The sequence below is a fragment of the Nocardiopsis eucommiae genome (assembly GCF_965344335.1).
In the GTDB taxonomy this organism is placed as follows: Bacteria; Actinomycetota; Actinomycetes; order Streptosporangiales; family Streptosporangiaceae; genus Nocardiopsis; species Nocardiopsis eucommiae.
In genome coordinates this window covers 1-26,376 of the sequence record NZ_CBDRIY010000028.1, presented here as the reverse complement: position 1 = coordinate 26,376, position 26,376 = coordinate 1, and the positions used below count along the sequence as shown (strand labels likewise).

The following is a 26,376-nucleotide window of genomic DNA, read 5'->3' as shown; positions in this document are numbered from 1 at the left end:
CCTTCCGTCGTGGTCGGTCTGCCATCCCCTGAACCCTAGGAAGCGGGGCCCGACCGGCACGAGGGTGCAGGCCATCGACTCCGCCGGGGGCGGGCACGCGGTCACGGGGTGGGGCGGGCACGACCTCACGGCCTCCCACCGGGCCCGCGCCCCCGGAGTTTCAGCCGACGGTCTCCACCAGCAGCACCTCCAGGGTGCGGGGACCGTGCACGCCCTCCACACGGTTGAGTTCGATGTCGCTGGTGGCCGAGGGGCCGCTGATCCACGTGAGCGGCCGCGCCGGGTCCAGGAGCCGGACGGCCTCGGGTACCCCGCCCACCACCTGGTCGGCCCGGACCACGCACAGGTGGTAGTCGGGGACCAGGGTGAGGGCCCGACGGCCCTGGTCGGGCCCGGCGTCGAGCACGAGGGTTCCGGTCTCGGCCACCGCCACCGCGCACCCGGTCACCACACCGTCGCAGGCGTCGAGGTCGGCCACGGACAGCGGCTCCCCGGGGGTGTCGGTGAGCCGTGGCGCCGTCACCTCCGAGAACCACTCCGGCGGTGCGCCCGAGGGGGTCGCGACCCGGGTCGCGCCGCGTCGCTCCAGGACGGCGGCGATCCGCTCGGGCAGAGCGGCCTCCGGCACCCTCTCCACCAGGGCCCGGTAGTCCCGCAACCGGTCCACCAGCACCTCCAGGGCGTCCCCGGCGAAGTGGTGGTCGGCGTACCCGCCTCCGGGCGGACGCGCCACCGGCTCCTCGCCGGGCACGTCCGACAGCGCCGCCCGCACCCGTGCCAGGACGCGTTCACGGGAGCCCCGGCCCTCGGCGCCCCCACCGCGCACGCCTCCGGTGCCGCTCATCGCCGCCCCCTCTGCTTCCACCACTGTCGGAAGGACTCGCCGGGCACGTCCGGCACGTCCCGGGTGTCGGTCCACGTCCCCGCCGTCCCCGGCAGGTGCCGGGGCAGGTCCCCGCCCACCAGCCCCGCCGCGCGCTGCACCGCGTCCAACGCCCGGGCCGAACCGAGAACCGCCTCGGCACCGGCCATGACGGCCTTCTCACCGAGGTGCCCCGGACCCTCCGCGACCTGTTCACGCAGGTGCACCAGGACCTCCGGGATGTCGATGGCCACCGGGCAGACGTCGTAGCACGCCCCGCACAGCGACGACGCGTACGGCAGAGCCCGGTCCACCTCCGAGGACATCCCCCGCAGTTGGGGAGTGAGGATCGCGCCGATCGGCCCCGGGTAGACCGATCCGTAGGCGTGACCGCCGGTGCGCTCGTAGACGGGACAGATGTTCAGACAGGCCGAGCAGCGGATGCAGCGCAGCGCCTGCCGTCCCACGGTGTCGGCGAGCACGTCGGTGCGTCCGTTGTCCAACAGGACCAGGTGGAAGTCGCGCGGACCGTCGCCCGGGGTCACCCCGGTCCAGGTGGAGGTGTAGGGGTTCATCCGTTCCCCGGTGGAGGACCGGGGCAGCAGTTGCAGGAACACCTCGAGGTCGGACCACGTGGGCACGACCTTCTCGATCCCCACCACGGAGATCAGCGTCTCCGGCAGGGTCAGGCACATCCGCCCGTTGCCCTCGGACTCCAGCACCACGAGCGTCCCGGAGTCGGCCACGGCGAAGTTGGCCCCCGAGACCGCCACCCTGGCGCGCAGGAACAGCTCCCGCAGGTGCACGCGGGCGGCCTCGGCCAGCGCGCGGGGATCGTCGGTGAGCCCGGGCGGTGCGGGCACCCCCCACTCCGCCATCCGGTCGAGGAAGATCTCCCGGATCTGGGAACGGGCCAGGTGGATCGCGGGCACAAGGATGTGGGAGGGGAGGTCGTCACCGAGCTGCACGATCAGTTCGGCCAGGTCGGTCTCGTAGGCCGTGATCCCGGCGGCCTCCAGCGCGCCGTTGAGCTCGATCTCCTGGGTGGCCATGGACTTCACCTTGACCACCTCGGTCTCACCCGTCCGACGCACCAGCCGGGTGACGATCTCGTTGGCCTCGGCCGCGTCGGCGGCCCAGTGGACCGTGCCGCCCGCCCGGTGGACCGCCTCCTCCAGGCGTTCGAGGTGGTGGTCCAGGTGGCGCAGGGTGTGCGTCTTGATCCGCTCGCCCTCGGCGCGCAGGCGCTGCCAGTCCTCACCCAGCTCACCGACGACCGCGTCGCGCTTGCCCCGGATGGTGTGGGTGGCCTTGTGCAGGTTGTGCCTGGTGCGGGAGTCTCCGACCGCCGAACGGGCGGCCTCGGGAAAGGGCGGAAGGCCCAGGAACGTGGCGCTCATGCGTGCGCGTACTCCTTCTCGGTACTGGCCAGGATCTCCGCGATGTGGGCGATCCGGACTCCGGAACGCTGACGGGACAGGGTGCCGCCGATGTGCATGAGACAGGAGTTGTCCACCGCGCACAGGACCTCGGCGCCCGTCTCGGCCACGTGGCGGGCCTTGTCGAACCCCATGGCGGCGGAGACGTCGCCGTTCTTGACGGAGAACGTGCCCCCGAACCCGCAGCACTCGGCGGCTCCCGGCAGTGCGAGCAGTTCCAGGCCGCGCACGGCGCGCAGCAGCTGGTAGGGGCGGTCTCCCAAGCCGAGGAAGCGCAGTCCGTGGCAGGTGGGGTGGTAGACCACCCTGTGCGGGAAGTAGGCGCCCACGTCGGTCACCCCGAGCACGTCCACGAGGAACTCGGTGAGGTCGTACACGCGGGGTCCCAGGTGGGCCATCCTGCGGGAGAGCCTGCTGCCCTGGGCGCCGAGCTTCGGATAGTTGTCACGCACCATCGCCGCGCACGAGGCCGAGGGGACCACCACCGCGTCGGCCCCGCCGAAGGTCCGGGCGAAGCGCACGGCGAGTCGGGCCGCGGGGCGCCGGTACCCGGTGTTGTAGTGCATCTGGCCGCAGCAGGTCTGGTCCTCGGGGAAGACCACCTCGTGGCCCAGCCGCTCCAGGAGCCGTACCACCGCGCGTCCGGTGTCGGGGAAGAGCGTGTCGTTGACACAGGTGACGAACAGCGCGACGCGCATGGGCCTCCTTCGCACCCCCGCCCCGGCGGGGGAGCGTCCGGTCCGACGGACGGCAACCGAGGCGAGTGGTCCGACCACTTTTGCACAGCGGCGCGAGACGGATCAAGAACCTTGTGACGATCGGCGGAATGTGCGCCGATGCGCAGCGCTGGTCCCACGGCACCCTTGCGGTGGTCCGACCAATGTCCGAGAGCGCTGGGACACGAACACGGGCACCGAGAGTAGAATCTCCGTGTTCGTGGTGGAGACGGGGGAGTGACGTGGTCGAGGGCGTACGGACCCCGGTGGCCCAACGGGCGGTCGAGCGGATCAAGGCGATGATCGCCGACGGCGAGGTGGGCCCGGGGGAACGGCTGCCCACCGAACGCGAGCTCTCCGCCCGACTGGGCGTCTCCCGGGGCTCGGTGCGCGAGGCGATCAGCTCCCTCACCACGTTGGGCGTGCTGTCCGTCCGCCACGGCGCGGGCGTCTACGTCACCGCGCTGCGCCCCGCCGACCTGCTGGAGGCCTTCTCCGTCCTGGCCGAGGTCTCACGCGACGAGACCCTGCTGGAGGTCCTCCAGGTCCGCCGCATGATCGAACCGGCCGCCACCGCCGTCGCCGCCGCCCGGGCCACCCCCGAGGACCTGGCCCGGATCGGTGACCTCCTGGACCGCATGGAGGCCGACGCCGACCGCGCGCCCGCCGAAGACCTCGACTTCCACCGCGCCGTCGTGGCCTGCGCGGGCAACGCCACGCTCTCCGCAGTCCACGCCGGGCTGTCCTCGCGCACCTTCAACGAACGGGTCTGGGCCGGACTCGGTCGTGAGGGGCTCACCGACACCCTCTTCCAGGACCACCGGCGGATCCATGAGGCACTGACCGCCCGCGACCCCGAGGCGGCCCGGGCGGCCGCCGCCGCGCACGTGCTGCGGGTGGAGCGCTGGCTCAGCCTTCGAGCCGACGGTTGACCCGGTCGGCGTACCGTTCCGCCCGGAGCACCCGTGACAGGCTCTCGGGCCCGGGTACCCGGGGCGGGTCCTCCGGGTCGGTCTCCGACTCCCCGTCCGGAACCTCCTGGCCGACTCCGGCGTCTATACCGAGTGCCTCGTGGTCCTCGATCTCCTCTATGCGGTAGTCCTCGGGGTGGTCCTCCAGGTACTCCGCCACGGCGGAGTCCTGGTCCGGGGCACCCACGTCCATCTCGGCGTCCACGTCGTCGATGTCCGCGGCGTCCCTGTCGAATTCGGCGGATTCCGTCACCGGCGGCCCCCTCGCCTCGGTTCCCTGTCTTCGATGATGCCTGGTCACGGCTGCGGACGCCAGTGCGGGACGTACCGAGGGAGACGAGGACGAAACGGGCCGCCCCCGCCGACGGTAGGCTTTTGCGCCGTCGCCCGATGACAGAGACGGAGTCTTCCTCCCAGTGACCACGCGTGAACGCGCCCGTGCCCTCGTCGAGGCCCCCTGGTTCCAGGCCAGCGTCATCACCCTCATCCTCGTCAACGCGGTGATCCTCGGTTTCGAGACCTCCAAGCGGATGATGGACAACCACGGTGACCTCCTCAAGAGCATCGACCGGGTGATCCTGACCCTGTTCGTCGTCGAGATGGGTCTGAGGATGTTCGCCCATCGCCGGGACTTCTTCCGGGACCCCTGGAGCTGGTTCGACATGGTGATCATCGGGATCGCCCTGCTCCCCGCCTCCGGCCCGTTCGCGGTGCTGAGGGTGCTCCGCGTCCTGCGTGTCCTGCGACTGTTGTCGGTGATCCCGTCGCTGCGCCACGTGGTGACCGGACTGTTCCGCGCGATGCCCGGCATGGCCTCGATCATGGTCCTGGTGGTCCTGCTGCTGTACGTCTCGGCGGTGATGGCCACCCGGCTCTTCTCCACCGACGCCCCGCAGTACTTCGGAGACCTGGGGACCTCGCTGTTCACCCTCTTCCAGATCTTCACCGCCGACGGCTGGAGCACCATCGCGTCGGAGGTGATGAAGCACCAGCCCTACGCCTGGGTCTTCTTCGTCGTCTTCGTCATGGTGTCCACGCTGATCGCCCTGAACCTGTTCATCGCGGTCGCCGTCGAGGCGCTGGACAAGGCCGGGCACGAGGAGCAGTACGGCAGGCCCGGTCCGGGAGGCGCCCCGGGATCCAAGGGGAGCGGCGGGCCCGACGAGGATCCCGGGGACTCACCGGACGGCGGCGCCGCCCGCGCGCCGGACGAGGGACAGCGGCAGATCCTCGACGAACTGCGGGCGCTGCGCGCCGAGGTGGCCTCGCTGCGCGACGAACGCGAACTGCTCCGGGGCGAGCACGAGCGCATCTAGCGACGCTCCACTGACGGGGCCCGGTCCGCCCCCGCTGGTGTGGGCGGGCCGGGGCGGGCGCGCACCGCGTTCGCTGGCCCTCTGACGTGCGTGGAAGGGCCCGTGGTTGGCGGCTTTCGTGGGAGGGTAGGGGGACAGCCGCACGCGGTGTCCCGGAAGGCCGCCGCAAGCCGACCATGGACGACGAGGAGCGACCGGATGTCTGCGAGTACACCCCTTCCTCGGACCGAGGACGTCGGGGGCGACGCACCCGTCCCCCTGAACCGTCGGGCGGAGTGGACCGCGCTCGCCGAGCACCGCGAGCGGTTCGGCGACACCCACCTGCGGTCCCTCTTCGCCGAGGACGCCGGGCGGGTCGACCGGTTCACCCTCGACGTCGGGAACCTCCACGCGGACCTGTCCAAGAACCTCCTCACACCGGAGACCCTGGACCTGCTCACGGACCTCGCGAGGGGCACCGGCGTCGCCTCCCTGCGCGACGCCATGTTCCGCGGCGAGCACATCAACGTCACCGAGGACCGAGCCGTCCTGCACCCCGCGTTGCGCGCCCCGAGCGACGCGGTGTTCCGCGAGGACGGGCGCGACGTGGTGCCCGAGGTGCACGCGGTCCTGGAACGGATGGCGGACTTCGCCGACCGCGTGCGCGCCCGGAAGTGGCTGGGCCACACCGGCAAGCCGGTGACCCGGGTGGTCAACATCGGCATCGGCGGCTCCGACCTGGGCCCGGCCATGGCCTACGAGGCGCTGCGTCCGTACACGGACCGGGGGCTGGGATTCCGCTTCGTCTCCAACGTGGACGGCACGGACCTGCACGAGGCACTGGTCGACGCCGACCCCGAGCGCACCCTGTTCGTGGTCGCCTCGAAGACCTTCACCACCCTGGAGACGGTCACCAACGCCACGGCGGCCCGGGACTGGCTCCTGGCCGGGCTGGGGGCGGACTCCGACGCGATCGCCCGGCACTTCGTGGCGGTCTCGACCAACGCGGACGAGGTCGCGCGCTTCGGGATCGACACCGCGAACATGTTCGAGTTCTGGGACTGGGTGGGCGGGCGCTACTCCTACGACTCCGCGATCGGCCTGTCCCTCATGGTGGCGCTGGGGCCGGAGCGGTTCCGCGAGATGCTCGCCGGGTTCCACGCGATGGACACGCACTTCCGCGAGGCGCCGCCCGAGCGCAACCTGCCGTTCCTGCTGGGAATGCTCGGCGTCTGGTACGGCGGCTTCTTCGGCGCCCAGAGCCACGCGGTGCTGCCCTACAGCCACCACATGTCGATGTTCACCGCCTACCTCCAGCAGCTGGACATGGAGTCCAACGGCAAGTCGGTCCAGCGCGACGGCCGCCCGGTCGAGTGGCAGACCGGCCCGGTGGTGTGGGGGACACCCGGGACCAACGGGCAGCACGCCTACTTCCAGCTGCTGCACCAGGGCACCCGGTTCGTCCCCGCCGACCTGATCGGCTTCGCGCGCCCCGCCCCGGACCTGCCCGAGGGGCTGGTGCCCCAGCACGACCTGCTGATGGCCAACCTGTTCGCGCAGGGCCAGGCGCTGGCGTTCGGCCGCACGTCGGCCGAGGTCGCCGCGGAGGGGGTGCCCGCCGATCTGGTCCCGCACCGCACGTTCCCCGGCAACCGGCCCACCACGACGATCCTGGCCGACCGGCTCGACCCGTCGGTGCTGGGGCAGCTGGTCGCCCTCTACGAGCACAAGGTGTTCGTCCAGGGCGCGGTGTGGAACATCAACTCGTTCGACCAGTGGGGCGTACAGCTGGGCAAGGTCCTGGCGAAGAGGGTGCAGCCGGCCCTGACCGAGGGCGCCGGGGTGCGCGGTCTGGACGCCTCCACCGAAGCCCTGGTGCGGCGCTACCGGGGCCTGCGCGGGCGCGACTCCGCGTAGCCGGAGGGGTCGTTCCCTCTCGGACGCACTCCGGTCCGCTCGGCGCGTGGCGCGTGGCGCGTGGCGCGTGGCGCGTGCGCGTGACCGCACGTGGTCCGTTCCGTCCGTGGAACGGTCCGGCTTCGGGGTGTCCTTCTTGGGGAAGGGGCCTTCCCGGGAACCCTCGCGGCGGAGTTCCCGGGTTCGGCTACTCCTCGGCGGTGTCGCTGCCGACGGCCAGCAGCGAGGGACCGCGCCCGGCCTCGATGTGCGCGGCCATGGTCAGCCTGGCGAGCCGGGCGTTGCCGGTGCTGACCGCCGCGTAGATCTCGTGGTGCGCCTGGAACTCCAGGTGGGGGTCGCGGAAGGCGGTCAGGGCGAACAGCCAGCGGGAGCGCGACAGGATCGGTGCCATGAGCTCGGACAGCAGCTCGTGACCGGCGGCCTCCACCACCTGCGCGTGGAAGTCCGCGTTGGCGGTCATGATGTGGTCCAGCGAGCCCGTCTCCGTGGCCTCGGCGGTCGCCTCCATGGCCGCGGCCAGCCCGGCGTGCACGTGCCCCTCGGAGTGCTGGCGGGCGGCCCGCTCGGCGGCGAAGGGTTCGAGCCTGATCCGCAGGTCGAAGAGCTCGTCCACCCCTGAGGGGGACATCGTCCGCACGGTCGCGCCCCGGTGGGCGCTGGTCATGATGAACCCGTCGTGCCTGAGATTGCGCAGCGCCTCGCGCACCGGGAGCCGGGAGACGCCCAGCTCCTCCGAGAGCTCGCGTTCGCGCAGCCGTGCCCCCGGTGCGTACCGGCCGGAGATGATCCCCTCACGGATGGCGACCTCGGCCGCCTCGGTCAGAGGGGCCGACCCGCCTGATGTCCGTGTCATGAGACCCGTTCCCGCCGTGTGCGCCTGGATCACCCCCTGCCGGAACCGGCGTCCCGGGACTCGGACCCGCGAACCGGGAACGACGGGGGGAAGAGGGCCTCGACCGGGCGGTGGAGGCCGTCCCGCTCACTGTAGCCGCGCCGGAGTCGCTCGAACACCTCCTGCGCCTGGTTCCTGAGCTCGTCCAGGTCCACCCCCGCGATGCGTCCGTCCCGCACCACGGGCCGACCGGCCACGAAGGTGTGGGTGGCGTTGCGGGCGGTGCCGTTGAGCACGAGGGTGCGCAGAGGGTCCTCCACGACACCGTCGCGGAAGTCGTCCAGGGAGAACGCGGTCATGTCGGCGCTCGCCCCGACCTCCAGGCGCCCCAGGTCGGGACGCTTGAGCGCGGCCGCGCCGCCCAGGGTCGCCGCCTCCATGTATCCGCTCAGGCTGACGGCGCCGTGGCCGTGCAGCAGGCGGGAGGCGTGGAGGCCCACGTCCATGCCGCGCACGAGGTCGGGCGGGAAGGAGTCGGTGCCGAGCGCCATCGTGACTCCGGCGTCCACGAAGTCGTTGAAGGTCTCCAGCATGTCCCCGTACCGGAAGGTGGTCAGGGGGCAGTGGATCACGCTGACGCCCGCGCTGGCCAGGCGGGTGAGGTCGACGCCGTTGGGGCCGGTCAGCGCCGAGTTCCGGTCGGTCCACAGGGCGTGGGGGATGAGCAGTCGGTCGTTGAGGAGACCGGTGCGCTCGATGAGGTCCAGCGGGGTGAGACCGTGGCGCTCGATGATCACCTCGCGCTCCCACGGTTGTTGGAGGGAGTGCAGGCGTACGAGCAGGCCGCGTTCGGTGGCCTCCCGCGCCGTGCGCTCCAGCAGTTCGGGGGTGAGCGTCTCGATGCGGCAGGGGAGGAGGACCGGTCGGACCAGGTCGTCGTCGCGCCCGGTGAGCTCGTCCGCGAAGCGCAGCGCCTCGTCCAGGCCGGACTCGCCGCGTTCGGGGTTCTCGACGAAGGTGCGCTCCCCGTCGGCGACGGCGCCCACCGCGGACCGGTACGAGGGGCCCAGGTAGCCGCGCAGGCCCCAGGCGCGGGTGAGGTCCGCCAGGCGGCGCAGTTCGTCGGCGGACTCGTTCCACTCCAGGTGGATCTCGGAGGCGATCGGCATGTAGGTGGTGACGCCGTGCAGCGCGAGCTGCGCGAGCCCGAACCGGCGGAGGGTGTCGCGCTGCTCGGGGGTCAGGACGTCGCGGGGACGGTCCCGCCAGTGCTCGACGGATCCGACCAGGGAGCGGGTGTGGGCCGGGTCGTGGTGCGCGTCGAGGATGAGGTGGTCGATGTCCACCAGGGCGTCCAGGTCGATCAGCCCGGGAGTGAGGATCGTGTCGCCCAGGTCCAGGACGGGAGCGGCGGAATCCGAAGTGCCGGTCCCCACCTCGGTGACGACGCCGTCGGAATGGGCGACGTAGCCGTCCCGCAGCCAGACGTGGGAGCCCTCGGAATGCGCCAGCACGTACCGTGCTCTGATTACCTGATCCATGAAACTTGTATACCACGCACTTTTGAGAACTGGATCGGCGTAGATGTAGGGGGTGCAGAAATTGGGTCCATACCGCTCTTGACAGCGGTTTTGCCCCAACCATAAGCTCCTCGAAAATTCAGCGGCTCACTGATTGGTATCCCAGATGAGGGCAAGAAGGCAGCAAGCGGAGTCGCGCGAGGACGTGGCGAACCGTGGTTCGGTCGGTCGCGGTGACTGGGTGACCGCCCTTGGCGTGAGCGTGCTGATCAGTGTTCTGGCCGTCCTGGTCGGAGAGCACAAGTTCCGGGTCGGGCCCGCCGCGATCGTGCTGTTCCCCCTGGTCTGGGTGGTGCTGATGGGCGCGGTCATCGGCCTCCAGCGATGGTGGCCCCTGCGCGGTGGCACCCGGTCCGCCGGTGAGGCCCTGATCCCGGTCGGCATGGTCCTCTTCCTCGCGCTGCTCGGCACCGGCATCGGCCCGTCGATCGGCATGGTCGAACAGGTCGGACCGGCGCTGCTCATGCAGGAGGTGGGCCAGCTCTTCGGGACGATCATCCTCGCGCTGCCCATCGCGGTCCTGCTCGGCATGGGACGCGCGGCGATCGGCGCCACCTGGGCGATCGACCGGGAGTCCTACCTCGCCTACGCCATCGACCGGTTCGGGACCTCCTCGCCCGAGTACCGGGGCGTGTTCGGCGTCTGGATCATCGGTTCCATGTTCGGCGCCGTCTTCATCTCCCTGATCACCGGGCTCCTGGGCGGGACGGGCCTGTACAACCCGCTCTCGCTGGCCCTGGCTCTCGGCGTCGGCTCCACGTCGATGATGCTCGGCGGAGTGGGCGCCCTGGCGCTGCTCTACCCCGACCAGGCCGCCGAGATCGCCGCCCTGGCGGCCCTGTCCAACCTGGTCACCAACATCGTCGGCTTCTACGCGGGTGTGTTCATCGGTCTGCCCGCCGCCCGCCGCCTCTACGGTTTCTGGTGCCGCGTCTTCCGCCGCCCCGCCCCGGAGATCGAGGAGGCGAAGCTGGTCGCTCGCGGGCGGATCCCCGAGGGTGACGCCTCCGTGCGGTCGAAGGAGTCCCCGGACGGCGGGCCGACCCCGGTCGAGCGTCCGCGCGATCCGGACATCCCCCGGGGCTGGCGACCGGGCGTCGCGGGCTACGTCTTCGCCGGTGTGGCGGGGCTGCTGCTCAACTGGCTGGGCACCGGAGCGTTCCACCCGCGTGACGTCGCCGGCATCGTGGTGCTGCTGGCGATGACGGGGGTCGCCATCCTCCTGTCCCGCAAGGTGAGGGCCATCCCGGCCACGGTCTGGGTGCTGGCGATCGCCACGATCGTGACGACGCCGATCTCCCCGGTCGCCGGAGTGATCGCGGACCTCGTGCAGAACCTGAACGTGCTGCTGATCGGGTTGCCGCAGCTGGCCCTGGTCGGTATGACGATGGGCCGGGACCGCGAGGCGTTCTCCCAGCTGAGCTGGAAGATCGTCGTCGCCGCGGCGCTGACCTTCACGACCACCATCGTCGCGTCCGCCACGCTGGCCGAGCTGTTCATCCACCTCTGATCCCCGAACCGAGCGGACACCGAAGGGAACCCCGCATGCGCGTCACCAACGCCGTCCTGCCCGGCCGGTCCGAGCCGGTCACCATCGTCACCGAGGGCGGGCGGATCACAGCGATCGAGGAGTCACCCGGCGTCGGCGCCCCGGGCGAGGAGGTCATCGACGCGGCGGGCCGGACCGTCCTGCCCGGACTGGTCAACGCGCACGCCCACATCGACAAGACCCTCCACGGCGGTCCGTGGGTCTCCGCCCCGCAGGTGGAGACCGTGGCCGAACGCGTCGCGCACGAGCGGCGCCACCGGGACACCCACGGCCTGCCCTCGCGGGAGTACGTCGCCTCGCTGGTGGAGGCGATGGTCGTGGCGGGCACCACGCACCTGCGCACGCACACGGACGTCGACCCCGGAGTCGGCCTCCGGGGGATCACGGCCGTCGCGGAGGTCGCCCGCCGCTACGAGGGCGTGATCGACATCCAGCAGGTGGCCTTCCCCCAGGGCGGGCTCATCACCAACCCGGGCACACTGCCGCTCCTGCGCGACGCCGTGGAGGCCGGGGCCTCGGTGATCGGCGGACTCGACCCCGCCGGGTTCGACGACGCCCCCAACGCCCATCTGGAGGCCGTCTTCGACCTCGCCGCCTCCACGGGCACCGGCATCGACATCCACCTGCACGACGGCGGGTCGCTCGGGGCCTGGGAGATGGGCCTCATCGCCCGCATGACCCGGGAGTACGACCTGGGCGGTCGCGTGGCGGTCTCCCACGCCTTCGGGATCGCGCACCCGCCGACCCAGGCCGCCCTCCTCGAACGGTTCGCCGAGGCGGGCGTGGCCCTGGTGAGCGCGGCGGTGTACGACGCGCCGGTGCCCCCGCTCCGGGCCTGCGCGGAGCACGGCGTGCTCCTGGCGGGCGGAACGGACGGCATCAACGACCTGTGGGGTCCCTTCGGCGACGGCGACATGCTGCGCCGGGCCATGCTCATCGCCTACCGCAACTCCAGCCGAAGCGACGACGAGCTGATGCTCGCGCTGGACGCGGTGACGACCAACGCCGCCCGCGTGCTCGGGATCGAGGACCACGGTCTGACGGCGGGCGGTCCCGCCGACCTCGTGGTCGTCGACGCCCGGTCGGCGGCCGAGGCCGTCGCCAGGGTGCCGGGAAGGGACCTCGTGATCAGGTCCGGGAGGGTCGTCGCCCGTGACGGTGCCCTCGTCGGCGCGGAGGGTGGAAACGCCCCACTCCACTAGGGCAAACTCTGCGTAGTCACGTGGCCACACACAGACGCCGGTGTGTGGTCACACGCAGAGACAGCGGGAGGCAGGGGTACATGACCGCGCCGATGGACGTGCCCGAGTCGTCCCAGCACGCCGAGCCAGAGGCGGTCGTCGCGGGGGCCAGGAACACCGCCAGCCGCTCTCTGCGCCAGATCGCCTGGCAGCGCTTTCGCAAGGACCGAGTCGGCATGACCGGCGGGGTCGTGGTCGTCCTGCTCATCCTGGTCGCGATCTTCGCGCCCCTGCTCACCGCCTGGTTCGGCCAGCCGCCCAACCAGTTCGACCAGGGCCTGGTCGACCCGCTCACCGGAGGGGTCCTGCGCGACCCGGACGACCCCGACCAGGGCCTCGACCCCTGGGGCGGGATCAGTCCCCAGCACCTCCTGGGCGTGGAGCCGGTCAACGGCCGCGACCTGTTCAGCCGTATCGTCTACGGGGCCCGCACCTCCCTGCTGGTCGCCACCGTCGCCACCGTGGTGTGCGTGGTCATCGGCACCGTCCTGGGCATCCTGGCCGGGTACTTCGGCGGCTGGGTGGACGTGGTCATCAGCCGCACCATGGACATCTTCCTCGCCTTCCCGCTGCTGCTCTTCGCCATCGCCCTGGTCGGGGTCATCCCCGACGGAGCCTTCGGCCTGTCCGGCAACAACCTGCGCATCGGCGTCCTGGTGTTCATCATCGGCTTCTTCAACTGGCCCTACATCGGCCGCATCGTGCGCGGACAGACCCTCACCCTCAAGGAACGCGAGTTCGTCGAGGCCGCGCGCAGCCTCGGAGCGGGCAGCACGCACATCGTCTTCCGGGAGATCCTGCCCAACCTGGTCACGCCGATCCTCGTCTACTCCACCCTGCTCATCCCCACGAACATCCTCTTCGAGGCGGCCCTGAGCTTCCTGGGCGTGGGCATCAACCCGCCCATGGCCACCTGGGGCGGCATGTTGGAGAACGCCCTGCGCTTCTACACCACCTCGCCGCACTTCGTGATCATCCCGGGTCTGGCCATCTTCGTGACCGTCCTCGCCTTCAACCTCTTCGGCGACGGACTGCGCGACGCCTTCGACCCGCGCTCCTCCGACTGACGTCCACGGGCCACCCGGCCCCACAGTCCAGCCGAGACCCCTCGGCCGGGGCCGTGCGCCGCACGGCCCCACCAGCGAACCGACCAGGAGGCCCAGGTGACCACCCATCACTTCACGCGCCAGGTACCGCCCCGGCGGCGCGGCGCGTTCCGACGAGCCGCCGCGCCCGTGGCCATGGGGACCGCCGTGGCGGTGCTCCTGGCCGCCTGCGGGGGCGGCGGGGGCGGGGGCGGCGGTCAGTCCGACGCCGAGTTCAACGAGGGCGAGACCACCATCGTCAACCCCTCCGACCAGTCCGGCGGCACCCTGCGCTACGCCATCTCCTCCGACTTCGACTCACCCGACCCGGGCAACACCTACTACGCGTTCAGCTGGAACTTCTCCCGCTACTACGCGCGCACCCTGCTCACCTACACCGAGGCCCCCGGAGAGGAGGGCATCGAACTCCAGCCCGACCTGGCCGAGGCGATGCCCGAGGGCAACGAGGACTCCACCGAGTGGACCGTGCGCATCAAACCGGGCCTGAAGTACGAGGACGGTTCGGAGATCACCGCCGAGGACGTCAAGTACGCCGTCGCGCGCAGCAACTTCGGCGACCAGGCGCTGCCCAACGGCCCCAAGTACTTCCAGGGGCTGCTGGCCGACAGTGACGACTACCAGGGCCCCTACGCGGACGAGGCCGACCCGCTGGCCGGGTTCGACGGGATCGAGACCCCGGACGAGCACACCCTGGTCTTCCGCCTCAAGGAGAGCTTCTCCGAGTTCCCCTACCTGCTCCTCCAGCCTCAGACCGCGCCGGTGCCCGCCGACGCCGACCGCGGCGAGCAGTACCAGAGCCACGTGCTGTCCTCGGGGCCCTACAAGTTCGACGGGGACTACCGGCCGGGCGTCTCCCTGAACCTGGAGCGCAACGACCAGTGGGACGCCTCCACCGACCCCACCCGCAAGGCGTTGCCCGACCGCGTCGAGGTGGAACTGGGTGTCGACCAGAACGAGATCGACCAGCGGCTGGTCAACGGCGAACTCGACGTCGACCTCGCCGGGGCCGGCGTCGGACCGGCGATGAAGGGCACCGTCATCACCGACGAGGGCCAGCGCCACAACGTCGACAACCCGCAGACCAACACCCTGCGCTACGTCAACATCAACACCGTCATGGAACCGCTGGACAACCTGGCCTGCCGTCAGGCGATCATGTACGCGGCCGACCGGGACGCCCTCCAGCGCGCCTGGGGCGGCGACACCGGCGGTGACGTCGCCACGCAGATCATGCCCGGTGCCCTGCCCGGGTCCGACCCGAGCTTCGACCCCTACCCGTCCGACGAGAACAAGGGCGACCTGGACAAGGCCCGGCAGAAGCTGGAGGAGTGCGGCCAGCCGGACGGCTTCTCGACGGCCATCGGCGCCCGCGCCGACCGGCCCTCGGACGTCAGCACCGCCGAGGCGCTCCAGCAGGCCCTGGCCCGGGTGGGCATCGACACCGAGATCAAGCAGTACCCGTCCGACACCTACACGAACACCCAGGCGGGTTCGCCGTCCTTCGTGGCCGACAACGACCTCGGACTGACCGTGTACGGCTGGGCACCGGACTGGGCCAGCGGCTACGGGTTCATGAGCAAGATCCTGGACGGGGACGCCATCCAGCAGGCGGGTAACGCGAACATCTCCGAGATCGACGACGCGCAGATCAACGACTGGTTCGACGAGGTCGTCGCGGTCGCCGACCCGGACGAGCGCGCGGAGATCTACACGAGGATCGACGAGCGGGCGATGGAGCAGGCCCCGATCCTGCCCGCCGTGTTCGAGCGGACGGTGCTCTACCGTCCCGCGAACCTGACCAACGTGTACTACCACGCGGGTTACTCGATGTACGACTACATGCCCCTGGGCACCAGCAACAACTAGCGGACCCGGGGCGGCACGGCGGCGGTTCCTCCGGGGGAGGGGCCGCCGTCTCCCCGTGCGCAGGACACCCGCGTGCTCCGAGCGCGGATGGCCCTGTACACGCCGACTTCGTCGCGTGATCGTCCGATTGCGATGGGTTACGGTTTGGCTTCGGGGTGGAATCGTCTCCGCCCCGAACACGGGCCCCGCGGCCCTGTCCCCTGACGAGAGAAGGCACGCGCCTTGCTGACCTACATCCTGCGCCGTCTGGGCGCCGGTCTGCTGCTCCTGGCCGTGGTCACCATGGTCACCTTCGCCATCTTCTACGTGGTGCCCCGATGGGCGGGACGGACCACCGAGCAGCTGGCCACGATGTACGTCGGCCGGGCCCCCACCCCCGAGGCGATCCAGGCCACCATCGAACGCCTGGGCCTCGACAAGCCGATCGTGGTGCAGTTCGGGGAGTTCGTCCGGGGTATCTTCCTCGGCGCCCAGTACCAGTTCGGCCGGGACACCATCGAGTGCGCGGCCCCCTGCTTCGGCTACTCGTTCCAGACCTACCAGGAGGTGTTCCCCGAGATCCTCTCCCGCCTCCCGGTGACCGCCTCCCTGGCCCTCGGCGCGGGCGTCATCTGGTTGGTGGGCGGCGTCGCCGTCGGCGTGATCTCGGCCGTCTGGAAGGGCAGCCTCTTCGACCGCCTGGCCATGGGCGTCGCGCTGGCCGGCGTCTCCCTGCCGATCTTCTTCACCGGTCTGCTGGCCCTGGCCTTCCTGGTCCACTCCTGGGGCCTGTTCGCCACCCCGCGCTACGTCCCCCTCACGGAGGACCCCCTCGCCTGGGCCCAGGGCATGCTCCTGCCGTGGCTGACCCTGGCGTTCCTGCACGCGGCCATGTACGCCCGCCAGACGCGCGCGGGCATGCTGGAGACGCTCAACGAGGACTACATCCGCACCGCTCGGGCCAAGGGCCTGAGCGAGCGCAGGGTCGTGCTCAAGCACGCGCTGCGGCCGACCCTCACCCCCATCGTCACCATCTTCGGCCTCGACCTGGGGCTGGTCCTGGGCGGCGCCGTCCTCACCGAGCAGGTCTTCTCCCTCAACGGGATCGGCCGGTACGCGGTCCAGGCCATCACCCAGAGCGACCTGCCGGTCATCCTCGGAGTGACGCTGTTCGGGGCCTTCTTCATCGTCATCTGCAACCTGCTGGTCGATCTGGTCTACCCGCTCATCGACCCGCGCGTGCGCATCCACAACTGAGAGAGGCCTTCCGATGACCGCAACCCCGTCAGGGTCCCCGGCCGGTTCCTCCGCCGCCCCGGTCGTACGCGTGGACGACCTGCACGTCACCTTCCCGACCCTGGACGGCGACGTCCGGGCGGTGGACGGCCTGTCCTTCGAGGTGCCCGCCGGTGGCGCGCTCGGGATCGTGGGTGAGTCGGGTTCCGGCAAGAGCGTGACCTCCTTGGCGCTGATGGGCCTGCACCGGGGCAGTCGCGCCCGGATCACCGGCGGGATCGAGGTCGTGGGCACCGACGTGGTCGCCGCGAGCGACAGGAAGCTGCGTTCGATGCGCGGCAACGACATCGCGATGGTCTTCCAGGACCCGATGCAGTCGCTGCACCCGCAGTACACGATCGGTAACCAGCTCGTCGAGGCGTTGCGCGTGCACCGGCCGCAGGTGTCCCGGACCCAGGCCCGTTCCAGGGCGGTCGAGTCCCTGGAGAAGGTCGGTATCCCCGAACCCGCCAAGCGGATCAACTCCTATCCCCACGAGTTCTCCGGCGGCATGCGCCAGCGCGTCCTGATCGCCATGGGACTCATGTGCGACCCCAAGGTGCTGCTCGCCGACGAGCCGACCACCGCGCTGGACGTCACCGTGCAGGCCCAGATCCTCGACCTGATGGACGAGCTGCGCCGCGAACTCGACATGGCACTGATCCTGGTCTCCCACGACCTCGCCGTGGTGGCGGGTTCGGTGGACGAGGTCGTGGTCATGCGCAAGGGCGAAGCGGTGGAACGCGGCCCGGTGCGCGCGGTCCTCGCGGAGCCGGAGCACCCCTACACGCAGGCGCTGCTGGCCGCGGTGCCGCGCGTGGAGGTCTCCCGGGCCGAGCGGCGCGCGCGGGACCGCGCCGAACGCGCCGAGACGGAACGGGATCCGCGTCGCGCCCCGGAGAGCTCCGACACCGAGGCGGCCGAGTCCGCGCCCCCCTCCGCCTCCCGGCCCCCCGCCACGGAGGACCGGGGAGCGCCGCTGCTGCGCGTCCGCGACGTCGCGCAGAGCTTCAGGGTGCGCGGTGGGCTGTGGGGGCGTTCCACGGACTTCTGGGCGGTCAAGGGTGTCAGCTTCGACCTGTACAAGGGCGAGACGCTCGGCATCGTGGGGGAGTCCGGATCGGGCAAGAGCACGCTCTCCAGGATGGTCATGCGGCTGCTGGAGCCGACCGAGGGCACGGTGGAGTTCGAGGGCCAGGACATCACCCATCTGCCGGAGCGGCGACTGCGTCCGCTCCGTCGCGACGTGCAGATGGTGTTCCAGAACCCCTACTCCTCGTTGAACCCGCGACTGACCATCGGACAGAGCATCGGCACCGCGCTCCGCGTGCAGGGCGAGAACGACGGTCGGAGGATCCGGTCACGGGTCCAGGAACTGCTGGAGCGGGTCGGGCTCGAACCCGACCACTACAACCGGTTCCCGCACGCGTTCTCCGGCGGCCAGCGCCAGCGCATCGCCATCGCCCGCGCGCTGATCCTCAAACCGAGGCTGATCGTGTGCGACGAGCCCGTCTCGGCGCTGGACGTGTCCACGCAGGACCAGGTGCTGCGCCTGCTCTCCGAGCTCCAGGACGACTTCGGGCTCACGTACGTCTTCGTCGCGCACGACCTCGCGGTGGTACGCCAGGTCAGCGACCGCGTCGCGGTCATGCGCAGGGGCGAGATCGTGGAACTGGGGGACAGCGACACCATCTACGAGAGCCCCCAGAGCGACTACACGAGGCAGCTGCTCACCGCCGCCCCGGTCCTGGACCCCGACGAGGCCCGCGAACTGCGCAGCGAACGGGTGCGGCTGCGGGGCGCCTGACCGCTCAGCCCGAGAGGCCCGTGAGCAGGGCCCGCAGCCCGAACCGGAACCCGGCCAGGGCTTCTGCCGCGTCGACCGCGTCCTCACGGCCCTCGTGCCGGACCTGGTGGGCGACCGAACCCAGGCAGTAGGCGTTCAGCGTGTCGCACGCCCGGGGCACGTCGTCCTCGGAGAGGCCCGCCTCGGTGAAGGCCGCGTGGAGCAGCGCCCGCGTGTCCTCCTCGCCCACGGTGTGCGGGGCGCGGTGCATGAGCAGGGACAGCGCACCGGAGTAGGCCAGCAACCGCTCCCGGTAGGCCTCGGCCCAGAGCGTCAGGCGCCGGTCCCAGGGGAGGTCGTCCGCCCCGGCCACCGCCACGGGGTGGGCACCGGTCGCCTCCTCGCCGTCGCCGTCCCCGGGCGGGCCCTGGCCCTCCGTCAGCCCGCTGACCACCCGCGCCGTGGTGACGTACGCGGCGATCGCGTTGAACAGCTGCTCCTTGCCCTTGGGGAAGTGGTGGTAGATCGCCATCGCCTCCACGTCCAGCGCGTCGCCCAGCCGCCGCATGGACAGCCCGCCCAGGCCCCGACCGGCGATGATGTGGAGCGCCTCGACGATGATGCGCTCACGGCTCAGACCCGCGTAGTTCCTGCTCACTCTGGTGCCTTTCGGGGGACGTGGGGGTCGACGGAGTCAAGCTGGCAGGTCCGCCGCCGAGACGCCACCACCGACGCACGGTCCGGCTCGCCCGATGATCTTCGTCACCCATAGAGTTGCCTCGACACGGCTGACGGTACTCCCCACGGAGAGCGGACATGGGACTTGGCAAGCAGGACAGGACGAAGGCGCGCGAGGAACTCGCCCACGACCAGGAGCGGGCCGAGCGGCTCCCCGAGCTCCTGAGGTCGGTGGCCGAGGCGGAGCGGGCCCTGGACGAGGCGCGTGAGCGGGGCGCCCCGGTCGAGGAGGTCCACGAGCAGGGCGTGCGGCTCGACACCGCCCTCACTGAGGCGATGCGCGCCGCCTACGCGCGGGAGCGCGTGCTGGTCGGGGTCGGCGGCTACACGGACCGCATCAGGCGTCGCAAGCGTCTGGCCCGGCCCGAGATCAAGCAGGCCACGCAGGTCGCGGAGCACCTGCTCACCGTCCGGGAGGCGCACCGACTGCACGGTATCCAGCAGGCCCCCCGGTCGGTCGTCTGACCCGGGAACCGGCGTCGGCGGCCTCACGGCTCACCCCGTGGGGCCGCGTCGTCGGTGCCCCGACCTCCGACGACTGGGGAGGATCTGACCCAGGGTGACCAGTGGGACGAACTGTGCGCGGAGCGTGACCCCAGCGAGGTTGGTGGAGGGTCGCGAGTGGGCATAGGTTGGACGAACACCCGGTCCGTGCCGGTTGAGTGGTCGGCGATTCACGTGGGGAGCGCAGAAGGACATGGCGGATTTCATCCGCATTGATCCAACGTCGAAGGTTCCGCCCTACGAACAGATCAGAGCCCTCGTCGCGATCGCCGCGGCCAACGGTGAACTCCCGGTCGGGTACCGGCTGCCCACCGTCCGCGCCCTGGCCGGAGAGCTCTCGGTCGCGGTGAACACCGTCGCCCGCGCCTACCGGGAACTCGAACAGGCCGGGGTCGTCGAGACCCGGGGCCGCTCCGGGACCTTCGTCGCCGCCGCGGGGGACGACCAACGAGCCGAGGCCCTGGCCGCGGCGCGTGCCTACGCCGAGGTCATCACCCGGGTGGGCCTGGAGCGCGAGGAAGCCGTCGAGATCCTGCGCGCCGCCCTGGAGGGGGCACCGGGCGTCAGCCACTGACGACGCACACGGGACCCGTGGGGTTCCCTCTGTTCGCTGTGGTGACCGCAATCGGACCGAACCCGTCCCGAACCCCCTGAACTGGGGCGTTCAGCGGTACTGTCGTGGTGCGCCGCCCTCCCCCGGTGGCGGTGAACGACAACCCCCAAGGAGGCGCCCGATGAGCAGGAGATCCGGCGGCGGACGGTCATCAGGCGGACGTTCGGGCGGAGGCCGCTCCGGAGGAGGTCGCTCCGGCGGCGGACGTTCCGGAGGAGGCCGCTCCGGCGGCGGCAGTTCCCGCGGCGGCGCCGCCCGCCGTGGCGGTGGTTTCAACTCGCGCGGCAGCGGTGGCGGGGCCGGGCGCTCCGGCGGCTTCGGCTCCGGTGGCGCCGCGCGTCCCGGCGGCGGGTTCGCCTCGCGTTCGGGCGCCGCACGTTCCCGGAGGTCGTCACGTGCCTCGCGACCGAGCCGGCACACCCACGTGGTGGGTTCCGCGCACAGCGACCGCCCCCGGAACCGCTGGCACTACGGACGCAACCGCCACTACTACAGCGACGGCCCCGGCTTCGCCCCGCGCGGCGGCGGCCTGGGAGCGGTGCTGGGATGCCTGGGGGCCGTCGTCGGCCTGCTGGTCGTCCTGGTGGTCGTCTTCGCACTGATGATCTGATCCCGTCCCGCGCGACCATGTCCCCCCAGCAGGAACCCGAGAAGGAAGCAGTATCCGTGTCCCATCCCCCGATCCTCACCCGTGCCCTGTCCCTGACCCTCGCCCTGGCCGTCCCCCTGGCGCTGACCGCCTGTTCGGGCAACAAGGCGGAGATCGACGCCGCCTGTGCCGACATCCAGAGCAACATCAACGCCGTCGACCTGGCGGCCGAGAGCATCGGGACCGACGTCCTCGACGACGGAGTCCCGTTCCAGGACGACCACTACGCGGTGCTGGACGCCCACGTGCTGGACGTCGAACGCCTGGAGAACGCGGCGCGCGGAGGCCTCCGGGAGGACGCCACCGAGCGCGCCGACGCCGTCAACGCGGTCCTGGAGGAGCTGGACTTCGGCGACGCCAACGGACTGGCCGACGCCCTCGACTGGACCGCCGAGACGCACGACATGATCCTGGCGGCCTGCGGCTACTAGGCCTCCGCGCCACGGGGACTCGAGAACGGGGAGACGGGGGCGGGCGGAGCGGTCCGCCCCCGTCCCTGTGCCGGGAGGACCCGGCCCGGGCGGGTGAGCCCTCCCGGCTGGGCGGCGCGCTCAGCGACGCAGGCCCAGGACCGCGATCAGGTAGAAGCCGATCAGACCCGCCCACACCATGAAGACGGACATGGCGCTCCCGACCAGGGCGGCGACGATACCCGTCACCGGGATGCTGACGCCCAGGCACACCAGGGCCAGGACCATGCGCACGGTGTTGGAGGCCACGCCGACGCGAGCCTCGTCCCTTCCGGCCTGGCGGGCCACGTGGTGCCGGACGCGTTCCTCGATGGTGTCGTCGACCCGCTCGACCAGGGAGGCGGCCACCGCGTCGTCGTACTCGGGGCCCAGCTCACGGCTGGCGCGCAGCGCGGCGGCGATCTCGTCCTTGTGCCGCTGAGGGTTGTCGGTCATGCGCCCATCGTCCCACCGGGCCGCGGCGCCGTGCGCTCCCGTCTCCGGATACCAGGGGAAGTTCGGGGTTGTCCCTGAGCCCGGACAGCCGAAGGGGCCGCTCTCCCGAGGGGGGAACGGCCCCGTACGTCACACGAGGGGTAGGCTCAGCTGGCGAAGTCCAGCAGCTGCTGGGCCCGGCTCGGGTGGCGCAGCTTGGACAGCGACTGCTTCTCCAGCTGCCGGATGCGCTCCCGGGTGAGCCCCAGGTGTTTGCCGATCTCGTCGAGGGTGCGCGGTCGGCCGTCCATCAGCCCGAACCGCAGCGACATGATGGTCGCCTCGCGCGGCTCCAGGTCCGACAGGGCGTTGCGCAGCTGGTCGGCCATGAGCTGGCGGTCGACCACCTCGGAGGCCTCCGAGGCGTCCACGTCCTCGATCAGGTCACCGATGCGGGTCTCGCCGTCCTCACCGATGGTGGAGTCGAGGCTGATCGGCTGGCGGGTGACGCGCAGCAGCTCCTCGATCTGGGCCGGGGTCTTGTCCAGCTCCAGGCCCAGCTCCTCGGGGGTGGGCTCGCGGCCCAGCGCCTGGTGCATGTCGCGCTCCAGGCGGCTCACCTTGCTGAGCAGCTCCAGGACGTGCACGGGCAGGCGGATGGTGCGCGCGGAGTCCGCGAACCCGCGCTGGATGGCCTGGCGGATCCACCACATGGCGTAGGTGGAGAACTTGAAGCCCTTGGTGTAGTCGAACTTCTCCACGGCGCGGATGAGGCCGAGGTTGCCCTCCTGCACCACGTCCAGCAGGGACATGCCCCGGTCGCTGTACTTCTTGGCCACGGAGACGACCAGGCGGAGGTTGGCCTCCAGCATGTGGGACTTGGCCTTGCGGCCGTCCTCGGCCACCCACTCCAGTTCGTCGCGCTCGGCGTCGGCCATGGGGACCGCCCCGTCGACCTCGCCGTGCAGTCCGAGCCGGTACTCGGCGTAGAGTCCGGCCTCAACGCGCTTGGCCAGGTCCACCTCCTGCTCGGCGGTGAGCAGCTGACGCCGCCCGATCGCCTTGAGGTAGGTGTGGACCGAGTCGCCCATGGCGGGTGACTGGTCGTCGAGGTCGGCCTCGCCGGTCTCCGGGTCGGTGGTGTTCTGGTTGGTCTCGGTCTTCTTGGCGCGCCGCGTGGTGCGGGCCTTCCTCCGGGTGGAGGGGCCCTTGCGCGAGGCGGCCTTGCCGGTCGCGGCCTTGGGTGCCTCGTCGGTGTCGGGTACCGTCGCGATGAGAGTGTTTTCCAGCACGTCGTCCTCGGCGTCAGGGTCGGCCACCATCGCGGAGTCGTCGCCCCCGTTGGCGAGTCGGACCCCGTTCTCGGTGAGTTCACGCAGGATGGAGCGGCCGTCACTGGAGGTGACTCCGGCCGCGGAGAAAGCGGTACGTAGTTCTGAGAGGGACAGGTGTCCCTGGGCGCGCCCCTGGGTGATCAGGTCGGTCAGAGCCTCGTGGGCGGCACGGCCCTCGGTCGGAGCGTTGCCGTCGGGGACTTCGGCCTCGGGGCCCGAAGCGTCTAGGGCAGTGCTCGTCATGTGGGCACCTCCCTCCCTTCCAGGACGTGTGGCACGCGGCGGAGGGTTCCCGCCGACTGGTCGCGCCAATATGTCCAACGTGTCGGCGAGTCAAATGTTCCCTGTCTCGATTGGATATCGAAGAGGGTGGTATGGATCACTGTCCCATGAGTGGCGGAGTACCGACCCATGCGGGTAATGGCGCCCGCTCGGTCCGAGTGCGAGAACCGCCGCGCGACAGGCGTTCCGGGCGCGGGGGAGGGCGCAGGGGAGCGGACGGTGGGGTCGATGGCTGCCGCCAACCGCGGACCTCCTTGGAAGAGGGGCCGAAGAGACCGGATACTCAGGTAGACGCCAGGGAGCTTTCGGAAGTTCCCCGCCAACCGGACAAGGTCTCCCGGGCCAGGGTCCCACGTGTGGGGACCACACCGGTACACGCGTCCTCGACCCCCGGTGGAGCGCGTTCCGGCTCCGACCAGCGGAGCCGGAGGAATCCGTGAGCCGGGGCGGCCCCGGACGGCGGCTCGGGTGGGCGGGGACGGCCCGGCGGATCAGGGGGCGGTGCGGCGCAGGGCGACGAGGTCGGGCTTGCCGGAGGCGAGCATCGGCAGGGCGGACCGCAGGTCCAGTTCACGGGGGGCGGCGTAGGCGGGCAGCCGTTCGCGGACCCACTCCCGCAGCTGCTCCAGCGTGGGCGGGTCGCTGGGATCGGCGGGCACGACGACGGCGCTGACCCGCTCGCCCCACTCGGGGTCGGGACGGCCCACGACCACCGACTCCGCGACCTCGGGGCGAGCGGCCAGGATGGCGTTCACCTGGCCGGGCACCACCTTGTGACCGCCGGTGTTGACCACCTCGTCCATCCGGCCCAACACGTGCAGGCGTCCCTCGGAGTCCAGACGTCCCAGGTCGTTGGTGCGCAGCCACGGTTTCCCGGCGTCGTCGAGGACCATCCCCGCCTCGTCCTCTCCTCGGACCCACCCCCGCTGTTCCGACCCCGGGGGCATCCGGTACCCGGTGAGCAGGGTCGGTCCGCCCAGCACGACCCGGCCGGGCTCGCCCGGCTCCGCGCCGACGATCCCGACCTCGACCCCGTCCAGCGGAACACCGTCGTACACGCATCCGCCGCAGGTCTCGCTCATGCCGTAGGTGGTCACGACCCGGCCGCCCGCCACGCGGGCCGCGTCCAGCAGGGACGGCTCGGCCGCCGCGCCGCCGAGCAGGATCGTGCCGAACGCCGACAGGTCGGCCCCGGCCGCGAGCAGGCGACGCAGCTGGGTGGGGACCAGCGACACGTGCGGACGCGACGTGCGCGCCAGCTCCGCCACCGTGTCGGTGTCGAACGGGGCGTGCACCACCTCGCCCCCGGTGACCAGGGCGCGGATCATGACCTGGATGCCGGAGATGTGTCCCGCGGGCAGCACGCACAGCCAGCGGTCGCCCGGCACCGCGCCGATCCGGGCCACGGAGGCGCGCGCCGAGGCGCGCAGGGCGGACGCGGACAGCTCCACGCCCTTGGGCTCACCCGTCGAACCCGAGGTGGTCACCAGCAGCGCCCCGTCGGGGCCCACGGGGAGACCGTCGGGCAGATCGGCCACGCCGTCGCGAGTGCGCAGCGACGAGGGCCGCATGGCGGCCAGCAGGGCCTCGGCGCGCGGCTCGGGGGTGCCGTCGGGGATGGGCAGCAGCGCGGGTCCGGTGCCGTCCAACGCGTGGGCGAGCAGCTCGTGCATGAGGGCGGGGGACAGACCGCGCACCGCCTGGAGGGCGCGTTCGCCCTCGCGGCCGGGGACCTGGGACCGGACTTCGCTTGCTTGTGCCACGGTGCCCCAGCGTACGCCCGACCGGGGGAGGAGACGTCCCGTGGGGCCGGGCGCCGGGTGCGTGCCCGTCCGTCCCGGCTCGCCTGGCACAATGCGTAGGGTTGACGTCTGGGCGCGACGGCCACCCCGGCCGCGCCCACACCGTCCCCATCCCCGTGAGGAGAAGCAGAAGCCGTGAGCAGCGTGATCGACTGGCAGCGGTCGGGCGAGTATTCCGACATCATCTACGAGACCGCGGAGGGCATCGCCAAGATCACGATCAACCGCCCCGAGCGGCACAACGCGTTCCGCCCCCAGACGCTCTTCGAGCTCCAGACGGCGTTCAGCATCGCCCGGGACGACTCCAGCGTCGGCGTGATCATCTTCACCGGCGCCGGTGACCAGGCGTTCTGCTCCGGCGGAGACCAGAAGATCCGTGGCGACGACGGCTACATCGGTGACGACGCCGTGGCCCAGCAGGGGATCGGCCGCCTCAACGTGCTCGACCTCCAGGTGCAGATCCGCCGTCTGCCCAAGCCCGTGATCTGCATGGTCGCCGGGTGGTCCATCGGCGGCGGCAACGTCCTCCAGGTCTGCTGCGACCTCACCATCGCCGCCGACAACGCCAAGTTCGGCCAGACCGGCCCCAAGGTCGGTTCCTTCGACGGCGGTTACGGCGCCTGGCTGCTGGCGGAGACCGTGGGCCTGAAGAAGGCGCGCGAGATCTGGTACCTGTGCCGCCAGTACAGCGCCCAGGAGGCGCTGGACATGGGCATGGTCAACACCGTCGTGCCGCTGGCGGACCTGGAGAAGGAGACCGTCTCCTGGGCCCGCGAGATGCTGGAGAAGTCCCCGCTCGCGCTGCGCATGCTCAAGGGCGCCATCAACGCCGTGAGCGACGGCGCCGCCGGGATGCAGCAGTTCGCCGGTGACGCCACGATGCTCTACTACATGAGCGAGGAGGCCCAGGAGGGCCGGGACGCCTTCAAGGAGAAGCGTCGTCCGGAGTTCGACAAGTTCCCGCGCCGCCCGTGACCGGCGCCTCGGAGCCTGCCCCGGCGGTGACCGCCGCCGGGGGCCGGGCCTTCGCCATCGGCCTGCGCAACCGATTCCGGGGCATCACGGTCCGTGAGGGGATGCTGGTGCGCGGCCCCGCCGGATGGGGCGAGTTCTCGCCCTTCGCCGAGTACGGGCCGCGCGAGTCCTCCCGCTG

24 protein-coding genes and 1 pseudogene are annotated in these 26,376 nt (G+C 71.4%); 15 read left to right on the top strand and 10 right to left on the bottom strand.

Going from position 1 to position 26,376, the window contains the following annotated elements; translation table 11 throughout:
* Positions 1–160: 160 nt before the first annotated feature.
* From ACRWK8_RS18165 to ACRWK8_RS18155, 3 genes are read right to left on the bottom strand one after another with little or no spacing between them, the layout of a single operon-like run.
* Complete coding sequence (locus tag ACRWK8_RS18165) at positions 161–844, bottom strand: LutC/YkgG family protein (RefSeq protein ID WP_378736849.1); 684 nt, start codon at positions 842–844, stop codon at positions 161–163.
* Positions 841–2,262 carry a lactate utilization protein B gene (locus ACRWK8_RS18160; RefSeq protein ID WP_431871722.1) on the bottom strand — a complete coding sequence of 474 codons (1,422 nt, stop codon included), beginning with the start codon at positions 2,260–2,262 and terminating at the stop codon, positions 841–843. The genes ACRWK8_RS18165 and ACRWK8_RS18160 overlap by 4 nt, the downstream gene beginning before the upstream one ends.
* Positions 2,259–2,999, bottom strand: coding sequence for a (Fe-S)-binding protein (locus ACRWK8_RS18155; protein WP_378736845.1), 741 nt, complete (start codon positions 2,997–2,999; stop codon positions 2,259–2,261). The genes ACRWK8_RS18160 and ACRWK8_RS18155 overlap by 4 nt, the downstream gene beginning before the upstream one ends.
* Positions 3,000–3,259: 260 nt before the next feature.
* On the opposite strand from ACRWK8_RS18155, the gene ACRWK8_RS18150 reads away from it, so the two are divergent.
* Complete coding sequence (locus ACRWK8_RS18150; RefSeq protein ID WP_431871719.1) at positions 3,260–3,949, top strand: FadR/GntR family transcriptional regulator; 690 nt, start codon at positions 3,260–3,262, stop codon at positions 3,947–3,949.
* On the opposite strand, the gene ACRWK8_RS18145 is transcribed toward ACRWK8_RS18150, so the two are convergent.
* Complete coding sequence (locus tag ACRWK8_RS18145; RefSeq protein WP_378736841.1) at positions 3,927–4,241, bottom strand: hypothetical protein; 315 nt, start codon at positions 4,239–4,241, stop codon at positions 3,927–3,929. The genes ACRWK8_RS18150 and ACRWK8_RS18145 overlap by 23 nt on opposite strands.
* 163 nt (positions 4,242–4,404) lie before the next feature.
* Here ACRWK8_RS18145 and ACRWK8_RS18140 point away from each other — a divergent pair, with 163 nt between their 5' ends.
* Both ACRWK8_RS18140 and pgi read left to right on the top strand, forming a co-directional pair.
* Positions 4,405–5,304, top strand: coding sequence for an ion transporter (locus tag ACRWK8_RS18140; RefSeq protein ID WP_431871717.1), 900 nt, complete (start codon positions 4,405–4,407; stop codon positions 5,302–5,304).
* 198 nt (positions 5,305–5,502) lie between these two features.
* Positions 5,503–7,200, top strand: a complete 1,698-nt coding sequence (pgi, locus tag ACRWK8_RS18135; RefSeq protein ID WP_431871715.1) for a glucose-6-phosphate isomerase — start codon at positions 5,503–5,505, stop codon at positions 7,198–7,200.
* Between the two features lie 187 nt (positions 7,201–7,387).
* Here the strand turns inward: pgi and ACRWK8_RS18130 are convergent, their stop codons facing one another.
* Complete coding sequence (locus tag ACRWK8_RS18130) at positions 7,388–8,056, bottom strand: GntR family transcriptional regulator (protein ID WP_431871713.1); 669 nt, start codon at positions 8,054–8,056, stop codon at positions 7,388–7,390.
* Positions 8,057–8,085: 29 nt separating this feature from the next.
* Positions 8,086–9,576 (bottom strand): chlorohydrolase family protein, encoded by a 1,491-nt coding sequence (locus tag ACRWK8_RS18125; protein WP_431871711.1) that lies wholly within the window; start codon positions 9,574–9,576, stop codon positions 8,086–8,088.
* A 220-nt stretch (positions 9,577–9,796) separates the two neighbouring features.
* Here ACRWK8_RS18125 and ACRWK8_RS18120 point away from each other — a divergent pair, with 220 nt between their 5' ends.
* From ACRWK8_RS18120 to ACRWK8_RS18095, 6 genes are all read left to right on the top strand, one after another.
* Positions 9,797–11,125 carry a DUF3100 domain-containing protein gene (locus ACRWK8_RS18120; protein ID WP_378736833.1) on the top strand — a complete coding sequence of 443 codons (1,329 nt, stop codon included), beginning with the start codon at positions 9,797–9,799 and terminating at the stop codon, positions 11,123–11,125.
* 35 nt (positions 11,126–11,160) lie between these two features.
* A complete protein-coding gene (locus ACRWK8_RS18115) occupies positions 11,161–12,366 on the top strand; it encodes an amidohydrolase (RefSeq protein WP_431871709.1) in 1,206 nt (401 codons plus the stop codon).
* An 80-nt stretch (positions 12,367–12,446) separates the two neighbouring features.
* Complete coding sequence (locus ACRWK8_RS18110; protein ID WP_431871707.1) at positions 12,447–13,472, top strand: ABC transporter permease; 1,026 nt, start codon at positions 12,447–12,449, stop codon at positions 13,470–13,472.
* Between the two features lie 96 nt (positions 13,473–13,568).
* On the top strand, positions 13,569–15,377 hold the full coding sequence (locus ACRWK8_RS18105; RefSeq protein WP_378736827.1) for an ABC transporter substrate-binding protein: 1,809 nt from the start codon (positions 13,569–13,571) through the stop codon (positions 15,375–15,377).
* 222 nt (positions 15,378–15,599) lie between these two features.
* Positions 15,600–16,613 (top strand): ABC transporter permease, encoded by a 1,014-nt coding sequence (locus ACRWK8_RS18100; RefSeq protein WP_378736825.1) that lies wholly within the window; start codon positions 15,600–15,602, stop codon positions 16,611–16,613.
* A 13-nt stretch (positions 16,614–16,626) separates the two neighbouring features.
* Positions 16,627–18,438 carry an ABC transporter ATP-binding protein gene (locus ACRWK8_RS18095; protein WP_431871704.1) on the top strand — a complete coding sequence of 604 codons (1,812 nt, stop codon included), beginning with the start codon at positions 16,627–16,629 and terminating at the stop codon, positions 18,436–18,438.
* A 4-nt stretch (positions 18,439–18,442) separates the two neighbouring features.
* On the opposite strand, the gene ACRWK8_RS18090 is transcribed toward ACRWK8_RS18095, so the two are convergent.
* Entirely contained in the window at positions 18,443–19,075 is a 633-nt protein-coding gene (locus ACRWK8_RS18090; RefSeq protein ID WP_431871702.1) for a TetR/AcrR family transcriptional regulator, read from the bottom strand.
* Positions 19,076–19,233: 158 nt separating this feature from the next.
* Between ACRWK8_RS18090 and ACRWK8_RS18085 the strand changes: the two genes are divergently transcribed.
* The 4 genes from ACRWK8_RS18085 (at position 19,234) to ACRWK8_RS18070 (ending at position 21,352) form a co-directional block, all read left to right on the top strand.
* Complete coding sequence (locus tag ACRWK8_RS18085; RefSeq protein WP_431871700.1) at positions 19,234–19,620, top strand: hypothetical protein; 387 nt, start codon at positions 19,234–19,236, stop codon at positions 19,618–19,620.
* 232 nt (positions 19,621–19,852) lie between these two features.
* Complete coding sequence (locus ACRWK8_RS18080) at positions 19,853–20,233, top strand: GntR family transcriptional regulator (RefSeq protein ID WP_378736817.1); 381 nt, start codon at positions 19,853–19,855, stop codon at positions 20,231–20,233.
* A 160-nt stretch (positions 20,234–20,393) separates the two neighbouring features.
* Positions 20,394–20,882: a hypothetical protein gene (locus ACRWK8_RS18075; protein ID WP_378736816.1), complete on the top strand. Its 489-nt coding sequence runs from the start codon at positions 20,394–20,396 to the stop codon at positions 20,880–20,882.
* A 56-nt stretch (positions 20,883–20,938) separates the two neighbouring features.
* A complete protein-coding gene (locus ACRWK8_RS18070; RefSeq protein ID WP_378736814.1) occupies positions 20,939–21,352 on the top strand; it encodes a hypothetical protein in 414 nt (137 codons plus the stop codon).
* 120 nt (positions 21,353–21,472) lie between these two features.
* Here the strand turns inward: ACRWK8_RS18070 and ACRWK8_RS18065 are convergent, their stop codons facing one another.
* The 3 genes from ACRWK8_RS18065 to ACRWK8_RS18055 all read right to left on the bottom strand — a co-directional run bounded on the left by ACRWK8_RS18065 (position 21,473) and on the right by ACRWK8_RS18055 (position 25,184).
* A complete protein-coding gene (locus ACRWK8_RS18065; RefSeq protein ID WP_378736812.1) occupies positions 21,473–21,826 on the bottom strand; it encodes a hypothetical protein in 354 nt (117 codons plus the stop codon).
* A 146-nt stretch (positions 21,827–21,972) separates the two neighbouring features.
* Positions 21,973–23,382 (bottom strand): RNA polymerase sigma factor, encoded by a 1,410-nt coding sequence (locus ACRWK8_RS18060; RefSeq protein ID WP_378736810.1) that lies wholly within the window; start codon positions 23,380–23,382, stop codon positions 21,973–21,975.
* 530 nt (positions 23,383–23,912) lie between these two features.
* Positions 23,913–25,184 carry an AMP-binding protein gene (locus tag ACRWK8_RS18055; RefSeq protein WP_431871696.1) on the bottom strand — a complete coding sequence of 424 codons (1,272 nt, stop codon included), beginning with the start codon at positions 25,182–25,184 and terminating at the stop codon, positions 23,913–23,915.
* Between the two features lie 174 nt (positions 25,185–25,358).
* Between ACRWK8_RS18055 and menB the strand changes: the two genes are divergently transcribed.
* Positions 25,359–26,198: a 1,4-dihydroxy-2-naphthoyl-CoA synthase gene (gene menB, locus ACRWK8_RS18050; RefSeq protein ID WP_378736803.1), complete on the top strand. Its 840-nt coding sequence runs from the start codon at positions 25,359–25,361 to the stop codon at positions 26,196–26,198.
* Positions 26,195–26,376: pseudogene (locus ACRWK8_RS18045) on the top strand (o-succinylbenzoate synthase); the annotation flags it as partial. The gene menB and the pseudogene ACRWK8_RS18045, both read left to right, overlap by 4 nt.

Bases quoted from the DNA above. Each gene is read 5' to 3' on its own strand.
- ACRWK8_RS18160 (WP_431871722.1), bottom strand. From the start codon at position 2,262: ATGAGCGCCACGTTCCTGGGCCTTCCGCCCTTTCCCGAGGCCGCCCGT.
- ACRWK8_RS18075 (WP_378736816.1), top strand. From the start codon at position 20,394: ATGAGCAGGAGATCCGGCGGCGGACGGTCATCAGGCGGACGTTCGGGC.
- pgi (WP_431871715.1), top strand. From the start codon at position 5,503: ATGTCTGCGAGTACACCCCTTCCTCGGACCGAGGACGTCGGGGGCGAC.
- ACRWK8_RS18110 (WP_431871707.1), top strand. From the start codon at position 12,447: ATGACCGCGCCGATGGACGTGCCCGAGTCGTCCCAGCACGCCGAGCCA.
- ACRWK8_RS18065 (WP_378736812.1), bottom strand. From the start codon at position 21,826: ATGACCGACAACCCTCAGCGGCACAAGGACGAGATCGCCGCCGCGCTG.
- ACRWK8_RS18155 (WP_378736845.1), bottom strand. From the start codon at position 2,999: ATGCGCGTCGCGCTGTTCGTCACCTGTGTCAACGACACGCTCTTCCCC.
- ACRWK8_RS18060 (WP_378736810.1), bottom strand. From the start codon at position 23,382: ATGACGAGCACTGCCCTAGACGCTTCGGGCCCCGAGGCCGAAGTCCCC.
- ACRWK8_RS18125 (WP_431871711.1), bottom strand. From the start codon at position 9,576: ATGGATCAGGTAATCAGAGCACGGTACGTGCTGGCGCATTCCGAGGGC.
- ACRWK8_RS18085 (WP_431871700.1), top strand. From the start codon at position 19,234: ATGGGACTTGGCAAGCAGGACAGGACGAAGGCGCGCGAGGAACTCGCC.
- ACRWK8_RS18080 (WP_378736817.1), top strand. From the start codon at position 19,853: ATGGCGGATTTCATCCGCATTGATCCAACGTCGAAGGTTCCGCCCTAC.
- ACRWK8_RS18115 (WP_431871709.1), top strand. From the start codon at position 11,161: ATGCGCGTCACCAACGCCGTCCTGCCCGGCCGGTCCGAGCCGGTCACC.
- ACRWK8_RS18165 (WP_378736849.1), bottom strand. From the start codon at position 844: ATGAGCGGCACCGGAGGCGTGCGCGGTGGGGGCGCCGAGGGCCGGGGC.
- ACRWK8_RS18130 (WP_431871713.1), bottom strand. From the start codon at position 8,056: ATGACACGGACATCAGGCGGGTCGGCCCCTCTGACCGAGGCGGCCGAG.
- ACRWK8_RS18095 (WP_431871704.1), top strand. From the start codon at position 16,627: ATGACCGCAACCCCGTCAGGGTCCCCGGCCGGTTCCTCCGCCGCCCCG.